The organism is Streptomyces armeniacus, assembly GCF_003355155.1.
Taxonomy (GTDB): domain Bacteria; phylum Actinomycetota; class Actinomycetes; order Streptomycetales; family Streptomycetaceae; genus Streptomyces; species Streptomyces armeniacus.
Genome location: NZ_CP031320.1, coordinates 808,332 through 825,018 on the forward strand (window position 1 = coordinate 808,332; position 16,687 = coordinate 825,018).

At 72.2% G+C, this 16,687-nt stretch carries 14 protein-coding genes and 1 pseudogene; 5 read left to right on the forward strand and 10 right to left on the reverse strand.

What is annotated here, in order from left to right; translation table 11 throughout:
- Positions 1-141 precede the first annotated feature (141 nt).
- Together DVA86_RS03425 and DVA86_RS03430 are read left to right on the forward strand one after the other, a co-directional pair.
- Positions 142-2,154 (forward strand): NACHT domain-containing protein, encoded by a 2,013-nt coding sequence (locus tag DVA86_RS03425; RefSeq protein ID WP_208875669.1) that lies wholly within the window; start codon positions 142-144, stop codon positions 2,152-2,154.
- Complete coding sequence (locus DVA86_RS03430) at positions 2,124-3,257, forward strand: WD40 repeat domain-containing protein (protein WP_208875670.1); 1,134 nt, start codon at positions 2,124-2,126, stop codon at positions 3,255-3,257. The genes DVA86_RS03425 and DVA86_RS03430 overlap by 31 nt, the downstream gene beginning before the upstream one ends.
- A 111-nt stretch (positions 3,258-3,368) precedes the next feature.
- Here DVA86_RS03430 and DVA86_RS03435 read toward each other — a convergent pair whose 3' ends face one another.
- Positions 3,369-5,204 carry a glycoside hydrolase family 97 protein gene (locus DVA86_RS03435; protein WP_208875672.1) on the reverse strand — a complete coding sequence of 612 codons (1,836 nt, stop codon included), beginning with the start codon at positions 5,202-5,204 and terminating at the stop codon, positions 3,369-3,371.
- Positions 5,205-5,570: 366 nt separating this feature from the next.
- Here DVA86_RS03435 and DVA86_RS03440 point away from each other — a divergent pair, with 366 nt between their 5' ends.
- Complete coding sequence (locus DVA86_RS03440; RefSeq protein ID WP_208875673.1) at positions 5,571-6,968, forward strand: globin domain-containing protein; 1,398 nt, start codon at positions 5,571-5,573, stop codon at positions 6,966-6,968.
- A gap of 179 nt (positions 6,969-7,147) precedes the next feature.
- On the opposite strand, the gene DVA86_RS03445 is transcribed toward DVA86_RS03440, so the two are convergent.
- The 5 genes and pseudogenes from DVA86_RS03445 to DVA86_RS03465 all read right to left on the reverse strand — a co-directional run.
- Positions 7,148-9,076, reverse strand: coding sequence for an ATP-binding protein (locus DVA86_RS03445; RefSeq protein ID WP_208875674.1), 1,929 nt, complete (start codon positions 9,074-9,076; stop codon positions 7,148-7,150).
- Between the two features lie 237 nt (positions 9,077-9,313).
- Positions 9,314-10,327, reverse strand: coding sequence for an ABC transporter permease (locus tag DVA86_RS03450; protein WP_208875676.1), 1,014 nt, complete (start codon positions 10,325-10,327; stop codon positions 9,314-9,316).
- Positions 10,324-11,304 carry an ABC transporter ATP-binding protein gene (locus tag DVA86_RS03455; protein WP_245996327.1) on the reverse strand — a complete coding sequence of 327 codons (981 nt, stop codon included), beginning with the start codon at positions 11,302-11,304 and terminating at the stop codon, positions 10,324-10,326. The genes DVA86_RS03450 and DVA86_RS03455 overlap by 4 nt, the downstream gene beginning before the upstream one ends.
- Complete coding sequence (locus DVA86_RS03460; RefSeq protein ID WP_208875677.1) at positions 11,291-11,737, reverse strand: GntR family transcriptional regulator; 447 nt, start codon at positions 11,735-11,737, stop codon at positions 11,291-11,293. Before DVA86_RS03460 ends, DVA86_RS03455 begins: the two co-directional genes overlap by 14 nt.
- Positions 11,738-11,812: 75 nt before the next feature.
- Positions 11,813-12,121, reverse strand: a pseudogene (locus DVA86_RS03465) (ATP-binding cassette domain-containing protein); the annotation flags it as partial.
- Here DVA86_RS03465 and DVA86_RS36070 point away from each other — a divergent pair.
- Positions 12,036-12,341, forward strand: coding sequence for a helix-turn-helix domain-containing protein (locus DVA86_RS36070; protein ID WP_208875679.1), 306 nt, complete (start codon positions 12,036-12,038; stop codon positions 12,339-12,341). The pseudogene DVA86_RS03465 and the gene DVA86_RS36070 overlap by 86 nt on opposite strands.
- A gap of 11 nt (positions 12,342-12,352) precedes the next feature.
- Positions 12,353-13,126, forward strand: coding sequence for an exonuclease/endonuclease/phosphatase family protein (locus DVA86_RS03475; protein ID WP_208875684.1), 774 nt, complete (start codon positions 12,353-12,355; stop codon positions 13,124-13,126).
- Here the strand turns inward: DVA86_RS03475 and DVA86_RS03480 are convergent.
- The 4 genes from DVA86_RS03480 to DVA86_RS03495 form a co-directional block, all read right to left on the reverse strand.
- Entirely contained in the window at positions 13,110-14,018 is a 909-nt protein-coding gene (locus DVA86_RS03480; RefSeq protein WP_208875686.1) for an SDR family NAD(P)-dependent oxidoreductase, read from the reverse strand. The genes DVA86_RS03475 and DVA86_RS03480 overlap by 17 nt on opposite strands.
- A gap of 99 nt (positions 14,019-14,117) precedes the next feature.
- Positions 14,118-15,302 (reverse strand): PQQ-dependent sugar dehydrogenase, encoded by a 1,185-nt coding sequence (locus DVA86_RS03485; protein WP_208875688.1) that lies wholly within the window; start codon positions 15,300-15,302, stop codon positions 14,118-14,120.
- Positions 15,303-15,377: 75 nt separating this feature from the next.
- Positions 15,378-15,875 (reverse strand): DUF1097 domain-containing protein, encoded by a 498-nt coding sequence (locus DVA86_RS03490; protein WP_208875690.1) that lies wholly within the window; start codon positions 15,873-15,875, stop codon positions 15,378-15,380.
- Between the two features lie 70 nt (positions 15,876-15,945).
- On the reverse strand, positions 15,946-16,680 hold the full coding sequence (locus DVA86_RS03495; RefSeq protein ID WP_208875691.1) for an SDR family oxidoreductase: 735 nt from the start codon (positions 16,678-16,680) through the stop codon (positions 15,946-15,948).
- Positions 16,681-16,687 lie beyond the last annotated feature (7 nt).

Consider the following 16,687-nt stretch of genomic DNA (forward strand, 5'->3'; position numbering starts at 1 on the left):
CCGGCACCGGTGAGCCACGGGGCCCCGGGGGCGTGCACGGCGCACGAGGGGGTGGTGCGTACGCCCCCGTGAATGGCCGAAGTCCCCTGCCTGACGCGGAAGTTCAGGATGCGCCGCAGCTCGCTGTGGCACTGTGGCGCGATGGCTCGGATTGTGGGGCAGGTGTGGCGCAGGCGATCCCGCCTGGTGCTGTTCGCGTTGCTGGCGTTCGCATCGCTCTGGCTGGGGTGGGCGCTGATCAGAGCGGACCAGGACTCCGCGCAGGAACTGACCGGCATGGCCGGCATGTTCGCCGGGCTGTGGTCGCTCGGTGCCGCGGTCGCCCAGCTGCTGCCCCCGCCCCCTCCTCCACCGGACGCGGATGAGGCCGCCGACCGTCTGGCGGCCACGGTGCAGGAACAGTGGTGGGACGAGGTGTCCGCCCGGGAGTTGCGCGAACCGCAGGTGATCCCGCTGGCGTGGGCCGCCACCAGGCGGCCGGTGGCGGCACCACCGGAGACCGTGGTCTCCACGGTCGAGGGACGCGTACTGCGGCTGTCCCTCCAGGGCCGGCTGGAAGGCGACTTCCCCGCGGCCGCGGCCCGGCTGGCCGAGGGATACCGGCAGGTGAGCAGCGGCCGGCTGGTGGTGCTGGGGGAGCCGGGCGCCGGGAAGACGGTCCTGGCCCTCATGCTGACGCTCGGCCTGCTGGACGACCGCCCCGCGCGGACCCCGGTCCCGGTGCTGCTGTCCGTCTCGTCCTGGGACCCGGTCAACGACTCGCTGGACGACTGGATCGTGGACACCCTGGCCACCTCCTACTACGGCGGCCGGTCCCAGGTCCCGCGCCTGCTGCTGGACCGGCGGATGCTGCTGCCCGTCCTCGACGGGCTGGACGAGATCCCCGAGGTGGCCCGGCGCACCGCCGTACGAGCCCTCAACGAGGCGTGCGGCGAAGGCCGCGGCGTCGTGGTGACCTGCCGGGCCGCCGAGTACCAGGACGTGATCGAGGGCGGCTCGCCCGCGCTGCGCCGCGCGCCGGTCGTGGAGGTCGCGCCCGTGGCGGTGCCGGACGCCGTGGCCTACCTCAACGAGGTGAACTGGCCGGAAGGTGTGGACTGGGAACCCGTCCACGCCCACGTACGGGAGCACCCCGACGGCCCGGTGGCCACCGCCCTGTCCACCCCGCTGGCGCTCTCCCTCGCCCGTGCCGTCTACCGCCACTGCGGCCTGGACCCCACCGAACTCCTCGAATTCAACGGCCGGCACGCCGTGGAGGACCACCTCGTCGACCACATCATCCCCGCGGCCTACGCACCGCCGCCGGGCACCCTCCCCGGCCAGGGGGACGGCGACTGGCAGCGGGAGGCGCGGCAGGCCGAGAAGTGGCTGACGTACCTGGCGACCTACCTCCACCGGCACCGGGAACGCGATCTGGCCTGGTGGCACATGAGTTCCCGACTGCTCTCCCGCTGGGCGGGGCTGCTGGTCGGCATCGGGATCGGGATGCTGACCATGCTCGGGATGGCCGCCGTGCGTGTGGCCGGGCAGGACGTGAACTACGAGATCGTGCTCGCTTTCGGCCTGGTGGCCGCCGTGCTGGCGATGCTCACCTGGTACGCGGCGCCGCCGGACCGGCGGCCGGGCCGGGTCTCGCTGTCGTTCCGCGGGTCACTGCGCCGGCTGTGGGGCGGGTTCCGCACCGGCTTCGTTCTCGCGTCCCTGGTGGCGGTGACAGTGCTGGGCACCGTCGGCATCGTCATGACGTTCACCGACGGCTGGTCCTCGCAGACCCTGGCCGAGTTTCTCCGGATCGCCGCGTTCGTCCTCGGGGCCGTGATCGCCCTGGGTCTGGCGTTCGCCGTCTACGCGTGGCTCGACGCCCCTTCGGCACACTCCACCCACGCGGCACCGCTGGACCTCGTACGCCAGGACCGCAGTTCGTCCCTGGCGGGGGCAGGGCTGGCCGGGACCGTGCTGGGGGCCAGCGCACTGCCGCTGATCACGCTGACCGTCTCCGTCGTCTACATGGTCTTTCTGGCGCTGACGGGCTGGTCGGCTGAGCCCCGGTTCACCGATGTCCTGCCCCGGGTGATCGACGAGACGGGGGCTACGACACCTCCGAGTCGGCCCTCGCCACCACCTTGCTGCCCGGGGCCGTCTTCGCGGTGCTGATGCTGCTGCCGCGCGCCTGGCCCAGGTTCGTTCTGCTCCGCCTGGTGCTCGCGGCCAGGGGGCGGCTGCCCTGGCACTTCTTGCGGTTCCTCGCCGACGCCCGGAGGCGTCAGCTTCTGCGCCAGTCTGCCGGCACCTACCAGTTCCGCCACATCCGCCTGCAGGAACGCCTCGCCAGCCGGTCCCTGGCGAGGGACCGCGCGCCGGTTCCGCGGGACCTGGTCACACGGCGGCGGCGTCGCCAACTCGCCGTCACCGGTTCCGTGGTGGCGGCGACCTGCCTGCTCCTGGGCCAGTTGATGCCCGAGGACACCTCACGCACCACGCTGCCCACGGGCGACACGACGGCGATGGCCTTCGGGCCGCCGGGGACGAACGCTCTCGTCACGGTGGACGGCGAGGGCGCCGTACGACGTTGGGACACCCGCACGGGAGAGGCCACCGGGAAGGACGAGCTCTCCGCCGAATGGGCCGACGGCGTGGCCTCGGGCGAAGAAGGCGCCGTGATCTACCAGGTCACCTACCGCCAGACCGAGTTCGGCAGCGAGAAGACGGAGGTCGTGACGCGGCGGCTCCCCTGGCACGGGTCTCCACAGCTCACCAGGGCCGACCGCATGCCGGTCGCCGGCGAACAGGACGCAGTCGGCATGAGCACCAGCGGACGCCATCTTCTGCTCAGCAACTCGCGCGGCCTCGCGCTGCAGAGAATCGGCACCGGGCGGACCTCGCCGACCACCCTCGGCGGCGTGCTGGAACGTGACGCCAATTGGAGCACGGCGGTCGGCGACAATGGGAGACTTGTGATCTCCATGCGGCCCGTCATCTCCGGCGCGGTGAAAATCATCGTGGCCGACACGAGAACAGGCGAGCGCATCTGCGAGATCCCGCACGACGGCGATCGAGTGGCGATGGACTCCGACGGATCCCGCTTCGCCACTGCCGACGATGACGGCGGCACCGTGCGCATCTGGGATGCCGGCTGCCAGGAGGAACGGAAACTGTCGATCCCCGGCCACGATCCCGTCGACACCATCGCCCTCTCCGGGAACGGCCGCCAACTGGCGGTCAGCGGCGCGGGCGTGATCCGCCTGTTCGACCTGTGACCGGACCGGAAGTGACCGGCGGCCGCCGGCCGCCCGTGCCGCAAGGCGCGGGCGGCCAGTGGAGTTCCGCAGGCCGGGGGCGCCTGAGCCCCGAGGCCGGCCGTCAGGCCGTCAGGCCGGGTTGGCGACGGCGGCGAAGCCGCCGTTCCCGGGCGTCCGCACCTCCAGGGTGTCGCCGGCCCTCACCTCGTGGGTCTCCCGTACGAGCCCGTCCGGTCCGTCGGTCACCACGTCGACCGTCCAGCCGCCCTTGCCCAGGAAGTCCGTCGGCACCTGCTGGACGCGGCCGGCGCCGTTGGTGATGCCGCCCAGGAACCAGCGTTCGCCGTCGCGCCGTGCGACGGTCGTCTCCTTGCCCGGCTCGCCGGACAGCAGCCGCGTCTCGTCCCAGACGGTCGGGACCTCCGACAGGAAGCGCTCGAGTTCGGGACGTTCGGCGTACTCCTCCGGCGAACCGGCGAAGTTCTGGAAGCCGGATTCGAAGACGACCGACAAGGCCAGCTCCCCGGCGTCCGTGACGGGCCGCTTGCCCGTCTGGAAGCCCATCGGCGTGAAGTCCATCGAGCCGACCACGTTACGGGTGTACGGCAGCGTCGACAGGCCGGCCGGCGTGACGTCCAGCTGCTCCGCGCCGTGTACGGCCTCCATCGCCATGACGTGCGGCCAGGTGCGCTGGATGCCGTGCGGGATGGTCGAGCCATGGAAGTTGACGACGAGCTTCCGGTCGGCGGTCTCCTTGAGGATCTCGTCGTACCACCGGAAACGCGCCTGCGAGTCCGAGTCCATGAAGTCGATCTTCATGCCGGCCACGCCCCACTCCGTCATGCGGCCGAGGTTGGCCTTCCGTTCGTCGGCCGTGTCCAGGTCCTCGTAGTGCATCCAGAGCATGATCTTCACGCCGCGCTCCTCGGCGTACGCGATCAGCTCCGGCATCCAGTCGGTCTCCTTCCAGCCCTCGTCGACGAGCGAGTACTCCCAGTCGTGCTCGGCCGCGTAGTCGACGTACTCCTTCTGCCGCGCCAGGTCCTTCTGGGTGTCCTGGCCGCCGTCCAGCCAGGACCAGGCGACCTTGCCGGGGCGGATCCAGGACGTGTCCGCCACCTTGGACGCGGGCGCGAGGTCGTCGGTCAGCGTGGACTCGGTGACGGTCGCCAGATCGCCCGTGATCACCGTGCGCCAGGGGGTGTTCAGGGCGCCCGGCGAGCTGACCGACTCGTCGGCCAGCTTCACCCGGTAGGCGCCGCTGCCCTCCTGGTGCGTCAGCCGGCTCGCGTCGTAGCGGCCGTCCACGTCGGACTCGCTGAGCAGTACGTAGTCGCCGTCCGCGCCGCCCTCGCCGCCGCCGTTGCGGAAGAGCGTCGGGTAGCCGTACTCCCCGCTCTCCGCCGCGGCCGCGGTCGATTCGACGTGCTGGGCCTCGTAGTTGGGGGTGTACGGCTGCAGCCACGCCTTCGAGTCGGCCGGCAACCGGAAGCCGGAGGACTCTCCGGTGACGGTCACGCCGTCGCCGTTCTCGTCGGGCAGCTCGTAGCGGTAGGCGACTCCGTCGTCCGAGGCCCGCACCGTCAGGGCCAGCCGCCGACCGTCCTGGTTCCCGAAGACGAAGCGGGACTCGGCCATCCGTACGGTGCGCTCCCGCTCCTTGCCGACGGTCGCCGTGTACCGCTCCTCGACCACGCGGTCGCCGCGGTCCAGCAGTTCCAGGCCGGAGGTCAGGTCGGCCTCGGCGCTGGTGATCCCGACGGCGCCAGGCTCGAGTACGGTGCGGCCCTTCCGCTCGACGGCGAGGGTGAGCGCGCCCTGGCCGTCCAGGCTGAGGGTGGCGGTGGGGCCGTCTTCGAGGTGCACCTTCCAGGAGTCGTCGGCCGAGGCGGTGGGGGCGAGTACGCCTCCGGCCAGGACCGCGGTCAGTGCCGCGCCCAAGAGTGCGGATCTGCGAACGCGCATCAGCTCTCCTCGCTTCTCACCAACTACGAACATTTCCCAAAAGATATGAACGCAAGCCGGGTTCGGTGACAAGGGCGCGCCTTCCATGAGGCGTCTTCAAGTCGGCTGTCGGTGGCCGCGCGTACGGTGGGCATCGCCGGGATCGTCACCACGGGCGGCGGGTGTACGGCGCTCTCCATGTCGGTCCGCACCGGCGTCGTCCTTCACGGAACCTGCTTGTGATGGTCACGTCACCTGCTAGCATCGCCGACATCGTCCTGCTCTGTGCACACATCTTCCGCCATCGGCGCGTCACACGGGACGGAGTACGGGGACCGCGGCCTCACCATCCGCAGGTTCTGGGGGATCGTTTTTCTTGGAGTGTCCGTGAACGGCACAGACATCGACGTGGGCTTGATCCGTGCGGGATTCGAGATCGCGTCCCGGCGGGCCGACCACCTTGTCCGGTTCTTCTACGCCCATCTATTCCGGCACCAGCCGCAGTTGCGCGGACTCTTCCCGGAGCGCATGGACGAGCAGCACGACCGCTTCTTCGCCGGCCTCGCCCATCTCGTCGCGCATCTCGACGACCCGGAACTCCTGGGCCGGCTTGCCCAACTCGGCCGGGACCACCGCAAGTTCGGGGTCACGGCCGAGCACTACGACGTCGTGGGCGACAGCCTGGTCGCGGCCGTCCGGTTCGGCATGGGCGACGCGTGGAGCCAGGAGACGGAGAACGCGTGGAAGGCCGCGTACCGGCTGGCCGCCGACACGATGCTCGTCGGCGCGAACGACGCAGAACGGCGCGCGGAGCCCGCCTGGTGGGACGCGACCGTCCTGAACCACCGGCTGCACCAGGACCGTACGGCGGTGCTGCACGTACTGCCCGAGCGGCCCTACCCCTACCGGGCAGGCCAGTACGCCACGCTGCAGCTGCCGGGCCTGCTGCCCGGCGTCTGGCGCCCGTACTCCATCGCCCGGGCGCCGCACGGTGACGGGATCCTGGAGTTCCACGTGTCGCGTGTCTCCGGTGGCCGCCTCAGCCCTCTGCTGTGCGACCGCGTACGGACCGGCGACCGTGTGCGTCTCGGCCCCTCGTCGGGGACCGCCACCGCGCCGGGGCGCCATGCCCAGACCGCGCCTTCGGTCACGCTGATGGCCGCGGGCAGCGGCTGGTCCCCGGTGAAGGCGGTGCTGGAGGAGATGACGTCCCGGCCCGCGCCGCCCGCGATGCGGGTGGAGCTGATGGCGCGGTCGGAGGACCACTTCTACGACCTGGACGGTGTCGAGCGCCTGAAGAAACGATTCCCTGGGGTGGAGTTCTCCTGGTGGCACCCCCGTTCACGGGAGAGCCCGACCGGGGCCGCACGGCGCATGCACGCGGCCCTGCTGTCGCGGGACGACTGGGCCGACCAGCAGGTCTATCTGAGCGGACCGAGGGGATTCATCGGGGAGATGGCCGAACGGCTGGCGGCCTGGGGCGTACCGCCCGAACGGCTCGTCTACGACCCCCAGCCCCGCCCCCGTAAGGACGGCAGCACCGGAGGGCACGCCGAGCGGTTGCTGGACCCGGCCCGCCCCGCCTGGATCGACCCCGCCGCACGCGGCGAAACGGGCGGGCCGCCGCAGGCGCCGCCGCCCGAGGACCCCGCCGGAGCCCGCGGCCGGGGCGGCGCCCGGACCGCCGGGGGACGCGGCGAGGGGCGGGCCGGGTGGAGCGAGGGGCCCGCCCAGGGGCGGGCCGAGGGGCGCGCCGAACCGCAGCGCATCCCCGGGCCGGTCTGAACGCCGTCTGAACGCCCGCCGTGCGCCCCGGAGTTGAGCCCGTCGTACGACTGGCGGGTGCACCCGGCGGGGGTCTGCGCCTCGTGCGGGCGCTCTCCTGGGCCGCGCCGTCCCGCCCCATCGCCGACCGGAGCACGCTGCGGCTCCCCGAGGGGGAGGGGGAGCCGCAGCGTGCCCGCTCAGGTGCCGGCGGGTTCCGGCAGCGGTATCACCGCGCACGACAGCGGTACGGAGCGCAGGAGGAGCGAGCTGCGGCGGCTCGTCTCGATGTCGGCCGTCAACCGGCGCAGCGCTTCCGTGCCGTACGGCGCGGGCAGCGAACCGTCGAGCGAGGCGAGCGCCCGCTGTGCCCGGCGCCAGGCCCGGCCGTGCCGGCCGAGGCGGTGGTCGACGTAGGCCATGGCGTACCGCGCGACGAAGCACGTCCAGGCGTCGGCGCGGATGCCGCGCCGGGTCAGCGCGCGGCGGGCCGACTTGCGCGCGGCACGCGGGTCGAAGCCGGTCTGGGCAAGTGCCATGGCCGCCAGGCTCAGTGTGGCGGACGGTCCGCCGATGGCGCGGTACGGGATCGTACGGGCGGCCTCGTGGAAGTGCTCGGCTGCCGCCCGCTCGTCGTGCCGGTGCAGTGCCAACGCCCCCTGCACGTGGGCGATGCGGCCGAGGGTGGCGTCGTCTCCGTCCAGTATGGCGGTCGACCACGCGCGGCCCAGCAGCTCCCGCGCGCCGTCCGGGTCCGAGGGAGCGGTCAGCCAGGCGGCCAGCCACAGGCTGCGCGTGGGCGGATTGTCCCTCGGGCACAACGGCAGCAGGGGCAGCAGGTGGTCGAGCCCTTCTTGCGCCCTGCCGTACACCACCCACCAGAACCAGAGGTTCGTGACGATGTCGAGGGCGACGTCGGCCTGCCCGGGGTCGTCGAGGGCGTGCAGCAGAACGGCCCTGAGTTCCTCCTGCTCCTCCTGTACGAGGTGTACGGCCTGCGGCTGGGAGCCCGAGCTCCACAGCCTCTCCGCGAGGGCGGCGACCTGCCTGCAACGCTCGGCGCGCCGCTGGACGGCCTCCGCGTGTTCGCCCGCTTCCTTGAGCCGTTCGACGCCGAAGTCCCGCGCGGCCCGCACCATCCGGTAGCGCGGCTGACGGAGCCCGCCGGGATCGCGTACGGGCACCAGGACCCCCAGCGCGGCCAGCCGCGCCAGGCATGCGGGCACCTGGTGCCCGGCCACGGTTCCGCTCGCGCACAGGTGCACGGCGGTGGACTCGTTGAACGGGCCGGCGACGGCGCTGACCCGGGCCCATACGGTGCGCAGCGTGCGCTCGCACAGCATGTAGCTGACGCTGACCGCGCACCGGAGCGAGCGGTGCCGGGGGCGCGCCGGGCGTGAGCTGCTCAGCCAGCACTGTTGCCGTTCGAGTTGCTTCGCGAGGTCGTCGAGGCGGTGACGTGACGTTTGCTCGGCGGCCAGTTCGACCGAGAGCGGGACCCCCTCCAGGGACCGGCAGATCGCCGCCACGTGCGGCAGATCGACGCGGTCGACGCGGTGGCCCGCTTCGGCGGCCCGGTCCAGGAACAACCGCACGGCCGGTGCGTCGCCGCTCTGCGCCTCGGGCGGCTCCGTACTCAGCGGAGGCAGTGACAGTACGTGCTCCTCGCCGAGCCCCAGCGGCTGCCGGGAGGTCACCAGCACCCGCAGACCGGGCACCGCCGAGAGGAGACTCTGCACCAGACCCGTGCACTCCTCCCGTACGGGATCGATGTCGTCGAGCAGCAGAAGCGTTTCGCTGCCGCGCAGCAGCCGCGCCAACTCCCTTACGCCCGCGCCCGTTCCCACCGCCTCCGGGTGCCGTCGCGGTTCGGCCAGGGACCGGCTCACCGCCGCGGCCAGCGCGCCCGGTTCACCCGGCCCGCAGCCTTCCCAGACGACGCGGACCACGCGCTGCCACGGCGCGTCCGGCAACCCGGCGAGCGCGTCGCCGGCGAGGCGGCTCTTGCCCACCCCGGCCCTTCCGGCCACGGTCGCCAGCCGGTGCTCCGCCAGCACCTCCCGGAGGGCGGCCAGTTCCCGTTCCCGGCCGACCAGCTGTCCGGCTCTCTCACCACCATGATTCGCCAACTTCCCCCGCTCCTTCACGTGTTGCCACTGAGTGGCGCCCGACCCGGTCGGTGAAGCCGGGTGCAGAACCGTCACTGCATTGACGCCACGGCACGTTCAACGCGGGAGTCGCACCGAAGTGGCGGGACTGTGCGCCGTGTCACACGTTCATACAGTCAGGTGAATGGCCGTAACCGCTCCGTGCGACCGCAGGCCCCGCCGTACGGCAGGGCCTGCGGGCCGGCTACCGGCCGTACGTCAGGCGAGGCGCTTGCGGCTCCACAGGAAGACGAACGCGGCGAGGGCGGCGGTCAGTGCGAACAGGAGCGACGCCCCGAACCACTGCATCCCGCTCATCTGCGAGATCGGCAGATAGTCCACCGACCAGCCCACGATGTCCTCCTTCCGCAGGCAGGCGTCGTGTGCCTTCCCCGGCGCCGCTTCGGCGCAGGTGCTCCAGCCGACGAGATCCCCCGAACCCGTGATGTACGACTGGTCGATCGTGGTGGCGGCGCGGGGCACTTCGGGGTACGCGTTGTCGCCGACGCCCTTGTCCGTGGTGACCGTGACGACGCGGCCGAGGTCCAGCCGGAAGTGGGACCAGACGAGCTGGACGGCGACGGCGAAGCCGAAGGTGACGACCATGGAGAGCAGCGTGCGGCGCAGGAGCATCCCGATGGCCACGCCGCCCATGACGGTGAACAGGGTGAGCGCGACGGGCACGGGCCCGGTGTTGTCGAACGCGGAGCCGGAGGACCAGTCCATGATCGCGACTTCCTCGCGGACCGGACTCCACCACCAGCCGAACGCGACCGAGAGCGCCACCGTGCACACGGCGATCACCAGCGCGGTGATCCCGAGCTTGGCCGCCACCCAGCGGACGCGGCTGACGGACTGGGAGGCGACGAGCTTGGCGGTGCCGTTCTCCAGGTCGCCGGCGAGCAGCGGGGCGCCGATGAAGACGCCCAGCAGGATGGGGAGTGCGCCCAGGGCGGTGGAGACACGGCCGAAGTCGGACGCCTGCCCTTCGACACCGTTTGGCATCGTGCGGGGCCAGCCGTGGGTCTCGAGGAAGTCCATCATGCCGGTGCGTTCGTAGCCGATCCACGCCAGAGCGAGGGCCGTGACGGCGAGCAGCGTCCAGTACGCGGCACGGTGCTGGCGCCAGACCAGCCAGACCAGCCCGCTGAGCCGGGGCCCGCGGGAGGCGTACGCGGCGGGCCTGGCGGGCGCGGCGGCGCCGGCCGCGCGGTGCTCGGTCGCGGTGCTCATGCCGCCACCGCCCGTACGCCACCGGTGCCTTGCGCCTGGCCGGGCACCTGCGCCTCGGGGGTGACCAGGGGCGGGGCGTCGGGGGAGCGCAGGTAGGCCAGCAGCAGCTCCTCCAGGTTGGGGCTGTCGACCTGCCACTGGCCGGTGACCGGGCCGCCGGGCCGGATGAGCGCTGTGATCTGGCGGCCGCTCGTACGGCACTCGACGACGGTGTGGCCGTCGAGTTCCGCCGGGGCGCCCGTCCTGCTCTCGTCGCCGCGGGCGCCGTGCAACATCACGTGGGCATTGCGGAGTTCGTCCACGTCGCCGGCCATGCGCAGGCCGCCGGAGGAGATGACGAGGAGGAAGTCGCAGATGTTCTCCAGTTCGGAGAGCATGTGGGACGACATCAGCACGGTCGTGCCGTGTTCGGCGGCCTCGGCCATCAGCGTGCCCATCAGCTCGTGGCGCACCAGCGGGTCGAGGTCCGACATCGGCTCGTCCAGGAGCAGCAGGTCGGGCCGCTTGCCGAAGGCGAGCGCGAAGGCGACCCGGGTGCGCTGCCCGCCGGACAGCGTGCCGATCTTCGCCTCCATGGGCACGTTGCCGGAGCGGACGATGTTCTCGGCGGCCCGCTGGTCCCAGCCGGGGTTCAGTTCGCGGCCCAGGCGCAGTGTCTCGGCCACGGTGAAGCGGCGGAACAGCGGCTTCTCCTGGGCGAGGAAGGCCGTACGCCGCCCCGCCTCCGCGGACTCCGGCGCCGCGCCGAACACCGTGAGGGTGCCGTCCGAGGGCTCCAGCAGGTTGGCGGCTATCGCCAGCAGCGTCGTCTTGCCCGCCCCGTTGGGGCCCACGAGCCCGCAGACGCGGCCGGCGGGCACCCGGAACGAGCAGTCCGAGAGCGCCCGGCCGCGCCGGTACCTCTTGCCCACCCCGCGCGCCTCCACGGCCGGCTCCTGCGGACTCCCTCCGGCGTCCATGGCGTTACTCACGTGCATCCCTCGACTCCTGACTTTCCGCTGTTCCGGCTGCCGCCGTGGCTGCCGCCGTCGTACCGGCGAACCGTTCTTCCAGGACCGACGCGACCAGCGCGGCCACGTCCTCCCGCTCCAGGCCCGCCTCGCGTGCCCGCGCCATCCACTCCCGCAGCTCCTCGCGCAGCGGTGAGCCGGCGCCCGCCTGCGGGCGGGCCAGTGACCGGCGTACGAAGGTGCCCAGGCCGGGCCGTGGTTCGACCAGGCCCTCGCGCTCCAGCTCCCGGTACGCCTTGAGCGTGGTGTTCGGGTTGACCGCACAGGTCTCGGCGACCTCCTTGGCGGTGGGCAGCCGGTCGCCGGGCACGAGAATGCCCAGCCGCAGCGCCTGCTTGGTCTGCTGGACGATCTGCTGGTAGGCGGCGGTCCCCCCGCGTCTGTCGATGCGGTACTCCACGAACTCACCTCCTCAGCACCCTTTAACTACTTGATTAGTGGAATGATGATGGAGGGATGTGACGCGAACTGTCAATCAGGGAGGTGGGGCCAGGGCTGTGTCAGAGAGCGTCGGGACGATCATCGGCGCACCGGTGACCGGGTCGGGGACGACGACGCCGGGCAGGTCGAACACCCCGCGTACGAGGTCCGCGTCGACGATGTCGGACTGCGCGCCCTCGGCGGCGACGAGCCCGTCCCGCATCGCCACCAGGTGGTCGGCGTAGCGGCAGGCCTGGTTGAGGTCGTGCAGGACGGCGATGACCGTACGGCCGCCGTCGCGCAGCCGGGCCAGCAGCGCCAGCAGCTGGTACTGGTGGGCGAGATCGAGGAAGGTGGTGGGCTCGGCCGCACGCGTACTGCTCGGCGACCAGCCCGTCACCCGGGTCGCGCACCTCGTCGGATACGCCGGCCCGTCGGCGTTCGTCGAGGCCTTCAGGAAGGAGTACGGGCACACCCCGGGCCGCCACGCGGACCGCGCCGGTTATATCTCCCCTGTATCTCCCGCTGATACTTCTCGTGCGTCGGAGCGCGCGTACCGGGAGCGTGCCGATTCCACGCTGTGAGGAGTCTCCGCATGAGACAGCGAACGAAGGTGCTGCTTGGCGCCGTGGCGATACCGGTGGCCTCCGCGGTCACCTTCTCCACCATGTCCGCCCACGCGGCACCCGAGCAGGCGGCCGCGGGCGAACCGGCCGCGGAGGCCGCGGTCACCATGAAGATCGGCGGCCACAACGTGAAGCGCGGCGCGGCGGAGTTCAAGCGCTTCGCCCACGTGATCGGCTGGCAGGAGGTCAACGACCCGCCCGACCGGGACCGGCTGCGGAAGAAGCTCGACCGCTACGACCACTACTTCCCCAAGGCCGGCCCCGCGCGAGCCGTGCCGATCTCCTGGCGGAAGGACACGTTCAAACGCCTGCGGGCCGGCAGCGTCCTGACCCACAAGGGCGAGGCGAAGGTGACCCCGAACCGCTACGTCAACTGGGTGCTCCTGGAACACCGGGCGAAGAAGCAGCGGTTCATCGTCGTCAACACGCACTTCATCTCCGGCGCCTGGAGCAAGCACCCGGAGCGGCAGGCCCGCTGGCTGAAGCACGCGGACAAGCTCCGCGCCGTCGTCAAGAACCAGCACGACAAGCACCCCAAGCTGCCGATCTTCGTGGTCGGCGACTTCAACCGGCCGCGGGCGATGAAGCTGCCGGGCAAGGTGGAGTACATCCGCGTCAAGGGCGCCAAGGGCGTGCCGATCGACCAGGCGTACGCCACCCGCTCGGTGCGGAACTCCCAGGTGGAACGCCTGAAGCGGTACGGCTCCGACCACTTCGCGTTCCGCTTCACCGCGACGTTCTGACGGCGGGGCGCCTCGGGGCCAGGAGTTCGCCGAAGCCCAGGCGCCGTACGAACGCCTCGCGGGTGGCGCGCGCAGCCTCGTTGACCTTCTCCACGCCGGCCTCGGTGTAGTCGACGACGCTGCGGAAGGGCTTGGCGCCGTGAGGCAGGGAGAGGATCCGGGCGATCTCGTCGGCCACCCCTGCGGGACCGGGATCGGCGGCGGGGTCGAACAGGGCGGACGTCGCCTCCTCGTTGCGCGCCACCATGGGGCCGAGCGGCGCGTAGGCGGCCGAGACGGCCGGGTCGGTGGCGCGTGTGGCGTCGGGGAAGTGCCGGGTGCCCTTCGTGAGCGCACCCGGCATGACGATGCACGTCTCGATCGCGAACGGGTTCACCTCGTACGAGGTGGCCACCGCCAGGGTGTCGAACGCCGCCTTCGACGCCGCGTACGGGCCGAGGAACGGCGGTGTGGTGACGAGGATGGTGCTGCCCACGTACAGCAGCGTGCCGGCGCCGCGCCCGCGCAGATGGGGGAGCGCGGCCCGGTTCACGCGGTGGGCGCCGACGACGTTGATGTCGAGCAGACGCGCGACGTCCTCGGCGGTGAACGCCTCGGTGTAACCCACGTACAGGTGCCCCGCGTTGTGCACGACGACGTCCAGGTCACCGCCGTTCCGCAGGACGGCCGCCACGGCCGCGTCGGCTGACTCCTGCGAGGTGACGTCGAGTTCCACGACGCGGAGTGCGCCGCCGTGCCGCGCGGCGAAGTCGAGCAGTTCCCGGCGGTGTTCGGCGTCCTGCCCGCGGGGATCGCGCATGCTGGCCCACACCGTGTGCCCGGCCTGGCTGAGGGCCCGTGCGGTGTGGTTGCCGATGCCGGTGGCGGCTCCGGTGATGAGTACGGTGGACATGGCGGCTTTCTCCGTTCGTCAGGGTGGGAAAGGGCGGTCGCCGGTCACGGGATGGGGACCGGGACCGGGGTCAGGTGACCAGGGTCGGGGCCGGGACCGTCAGGAGGCCGGTACGAGTGCGACGCGGAGTATCAGGTCGTCGCCCGGCCGGGGGTCGGTGCCGCCCCAGGTCGCTTCGTCGGTGTTCGACGTCGTGATCCACAGGGAACCGTCCGGGGCCGCCTCCACCGTGCGGATGCGTCCGTACCGTTCGGTGAACCAGGCGACGGGGCGGCCGTCCGCACGGCCCTCGTCGACGGGGAGGCGCCAGAGGCGCTGCCCGCCGAGCGCGCCCATCCAGACGGCACCGCCCGCGACGGCGATACCGGAAGGTGACGCGTCGTCAGGGTGCAGCACGAACAGCGGGCGCTCACCGTGAGCGCCTCGGGAGCCTTCGGACTCGGGCCATCCGTAGTCGCGCCCCGGGCGCAGGACGTTCAGCTCGTCCCAGGTGCGGTGCCCGAGTTCGGAGGCGTAGGCCGTGCCGTCCGCTCCGAACGCGATGCCCTGCACGTTGCGGTGACCGCTGGAGTAGACGGCCGTACCCGAAGGGTTGTCCGGCGGGACGGACCCGTCGGGGCGTATCCGCAGGATCTTGCCGTTCAACGAGTCGTCGTCGGCGGCGTTCCGAGGCGAGAAGGCGTCGCCGGTGCCGATCCAGAGGTTGCCGTCCGGCCCGAAGCGCAGCCGCCCGCCGTGGTGCCGGTCGGCGGTGTCGATGCCGTCGATGAGGACCCGGTCCTGGCGAAGTGAGCGCAGGTCGCGCGCGACGCGCAGGGCCACGATGCGGTTCGTGGCGGCGGAGGACACGGATGCGTAGAGGGTGCGGTCCTCCTGGAACGACGGTGAGACCGCCAGCCCGAGGAGGCCGCCTTCGGCGCTCACCTCGACACCGGGCACCGTGCCGACGACCGCCGGCTTCTCGCCCTGCCGGACCCGCAGGACCCGCCCCGAGGCTCGTTCGGAGACAAGGGCGGAACCGTCCGGGAGGAAGGCCAGGCCCCAGGGCATGTCCAGGCCGCTCGCGATCCGGGTGACCTCCCCGGGGACCAGGCCGCGGGTGATCCGGTCCGCGCCGTCGGGCCGTACGGACGGGCGCGGGCCCGTATCGGACGTCTGCGGCGGACCGCTTCCCGGCGCCGTACACGATGCCAGCAGCAGGACGCCGCAGAGGGCGGCGCTGACGGCGGCACCGGCGGCGGTCGCGGGGCGTCCGCCCGTGGGGATCCGCGGGGTGATGGCCATGGCTGTGCCGTCCTTTCGGTGGGACAGGGTGTGCCGGTACGGGGCGGGGACGGCGTACGGTCCCCACCCCGGCCGTCAGCTGGCGAACCGGTGCTGCAGGCGCCCGCAGGCGAACCCGGCGCACGCGCCGAGACCGGTGGCGGCGAACAGGGTGAGCAGTCCGGTGAGTACGTTCTCCGGCTCCGCGGCGAAGAACGCGACGAGGCCCAGGAACCAGGCCAGCATGTTGTCGAGCACGGGTGTGGTGCGCAGGCCCACCGCGACCGTGGCGAGGACGGCCACCGCGAGGGGCAGCGCCAGGTCGCCCGCGAAGGGTGACGCCGCCTCGACGATCAGGTGACCGACGACGGCGAGCACCATGCCCAGCCACAGGCATACGACGGCGTGGACGCCGAGCCGGGCGGAGGCGGGCCGCGTGAACCACGCCACCCACCCCGCGAACATGGCCCACGGCTGCAGGCCGAGGGCCGCGCTGCCGAAGGCGGCGGCCGCCGCCACCGCCGCGGCGATGGCGGTGAAGGCCACGAACCCTTCGTGGGCGGGGCGTTCGGCGATGGTTTCCTGAGACGTCATGGGAAGGTCCTCCTCTGTGGTCGGTGCGTACGCCGGATGAGAGCGGTGTCCGGATGAGAGCGGCGTCCCGCTAGGCGATGCCGCCGTTGACGAACACCACCTGGCCGTTCACCCACCGGCCGGGGCCGGCGAGAAAGGCGACGGCCTCCGCGATGTCCTCCGGGGTGCCGAGCCGGTTCATCGGAGCGGCGCCGGCGATCCGGTCGATGAGCTCCTGCGTCTTGCCTTCGCGGAACAGCTCCGTGGCGGTCGGTCCCGGCGCCACGGCGTTGACCGTGACGTCGCGGCCGGCGAACTCCTTGGCGAGGATCGGGACGAGCGCCTCGACGGCCGCCTTGCTCGCGGCGTACGCGCCGTACGACGGCAGATGCGTGCGGGTCACGGTGGTGGAGAAGGCCACGACGGCGCCCCCGGCGCGTATCCGGCGGACGGCCTCCCGGGCCACGACGAACGTGCCCCGTACGTTCGTGCGCAGGAGCCGGTCCAGCTCCGCCATCTCCAGTTCGCCGGTCGGCCGCAACGCCATCACGCCCGCCGCGTTGACCACGACGTCGACGGGGCCGAGGCGCCGCTGCACCTCGTCGAAGACCCCGGCCACGGAGACCTCGTCGGCCACGTCGGCCTGCAGCGCGATACCGCGGACACCGGCCGCCTCGGCCTCGTCGGCGGCTGCTTGCGCCTCCTTCCGCCGGGAGCCGTAGACGACGGCGACGTCCTGGCCCGCGGCGGCGAGCCGGGACACGACGGCGCGGCCGATCCCTCGCGAACCTCCGGTGACCACGGCGATACGTGCGGTGGTACTCATGGCGACC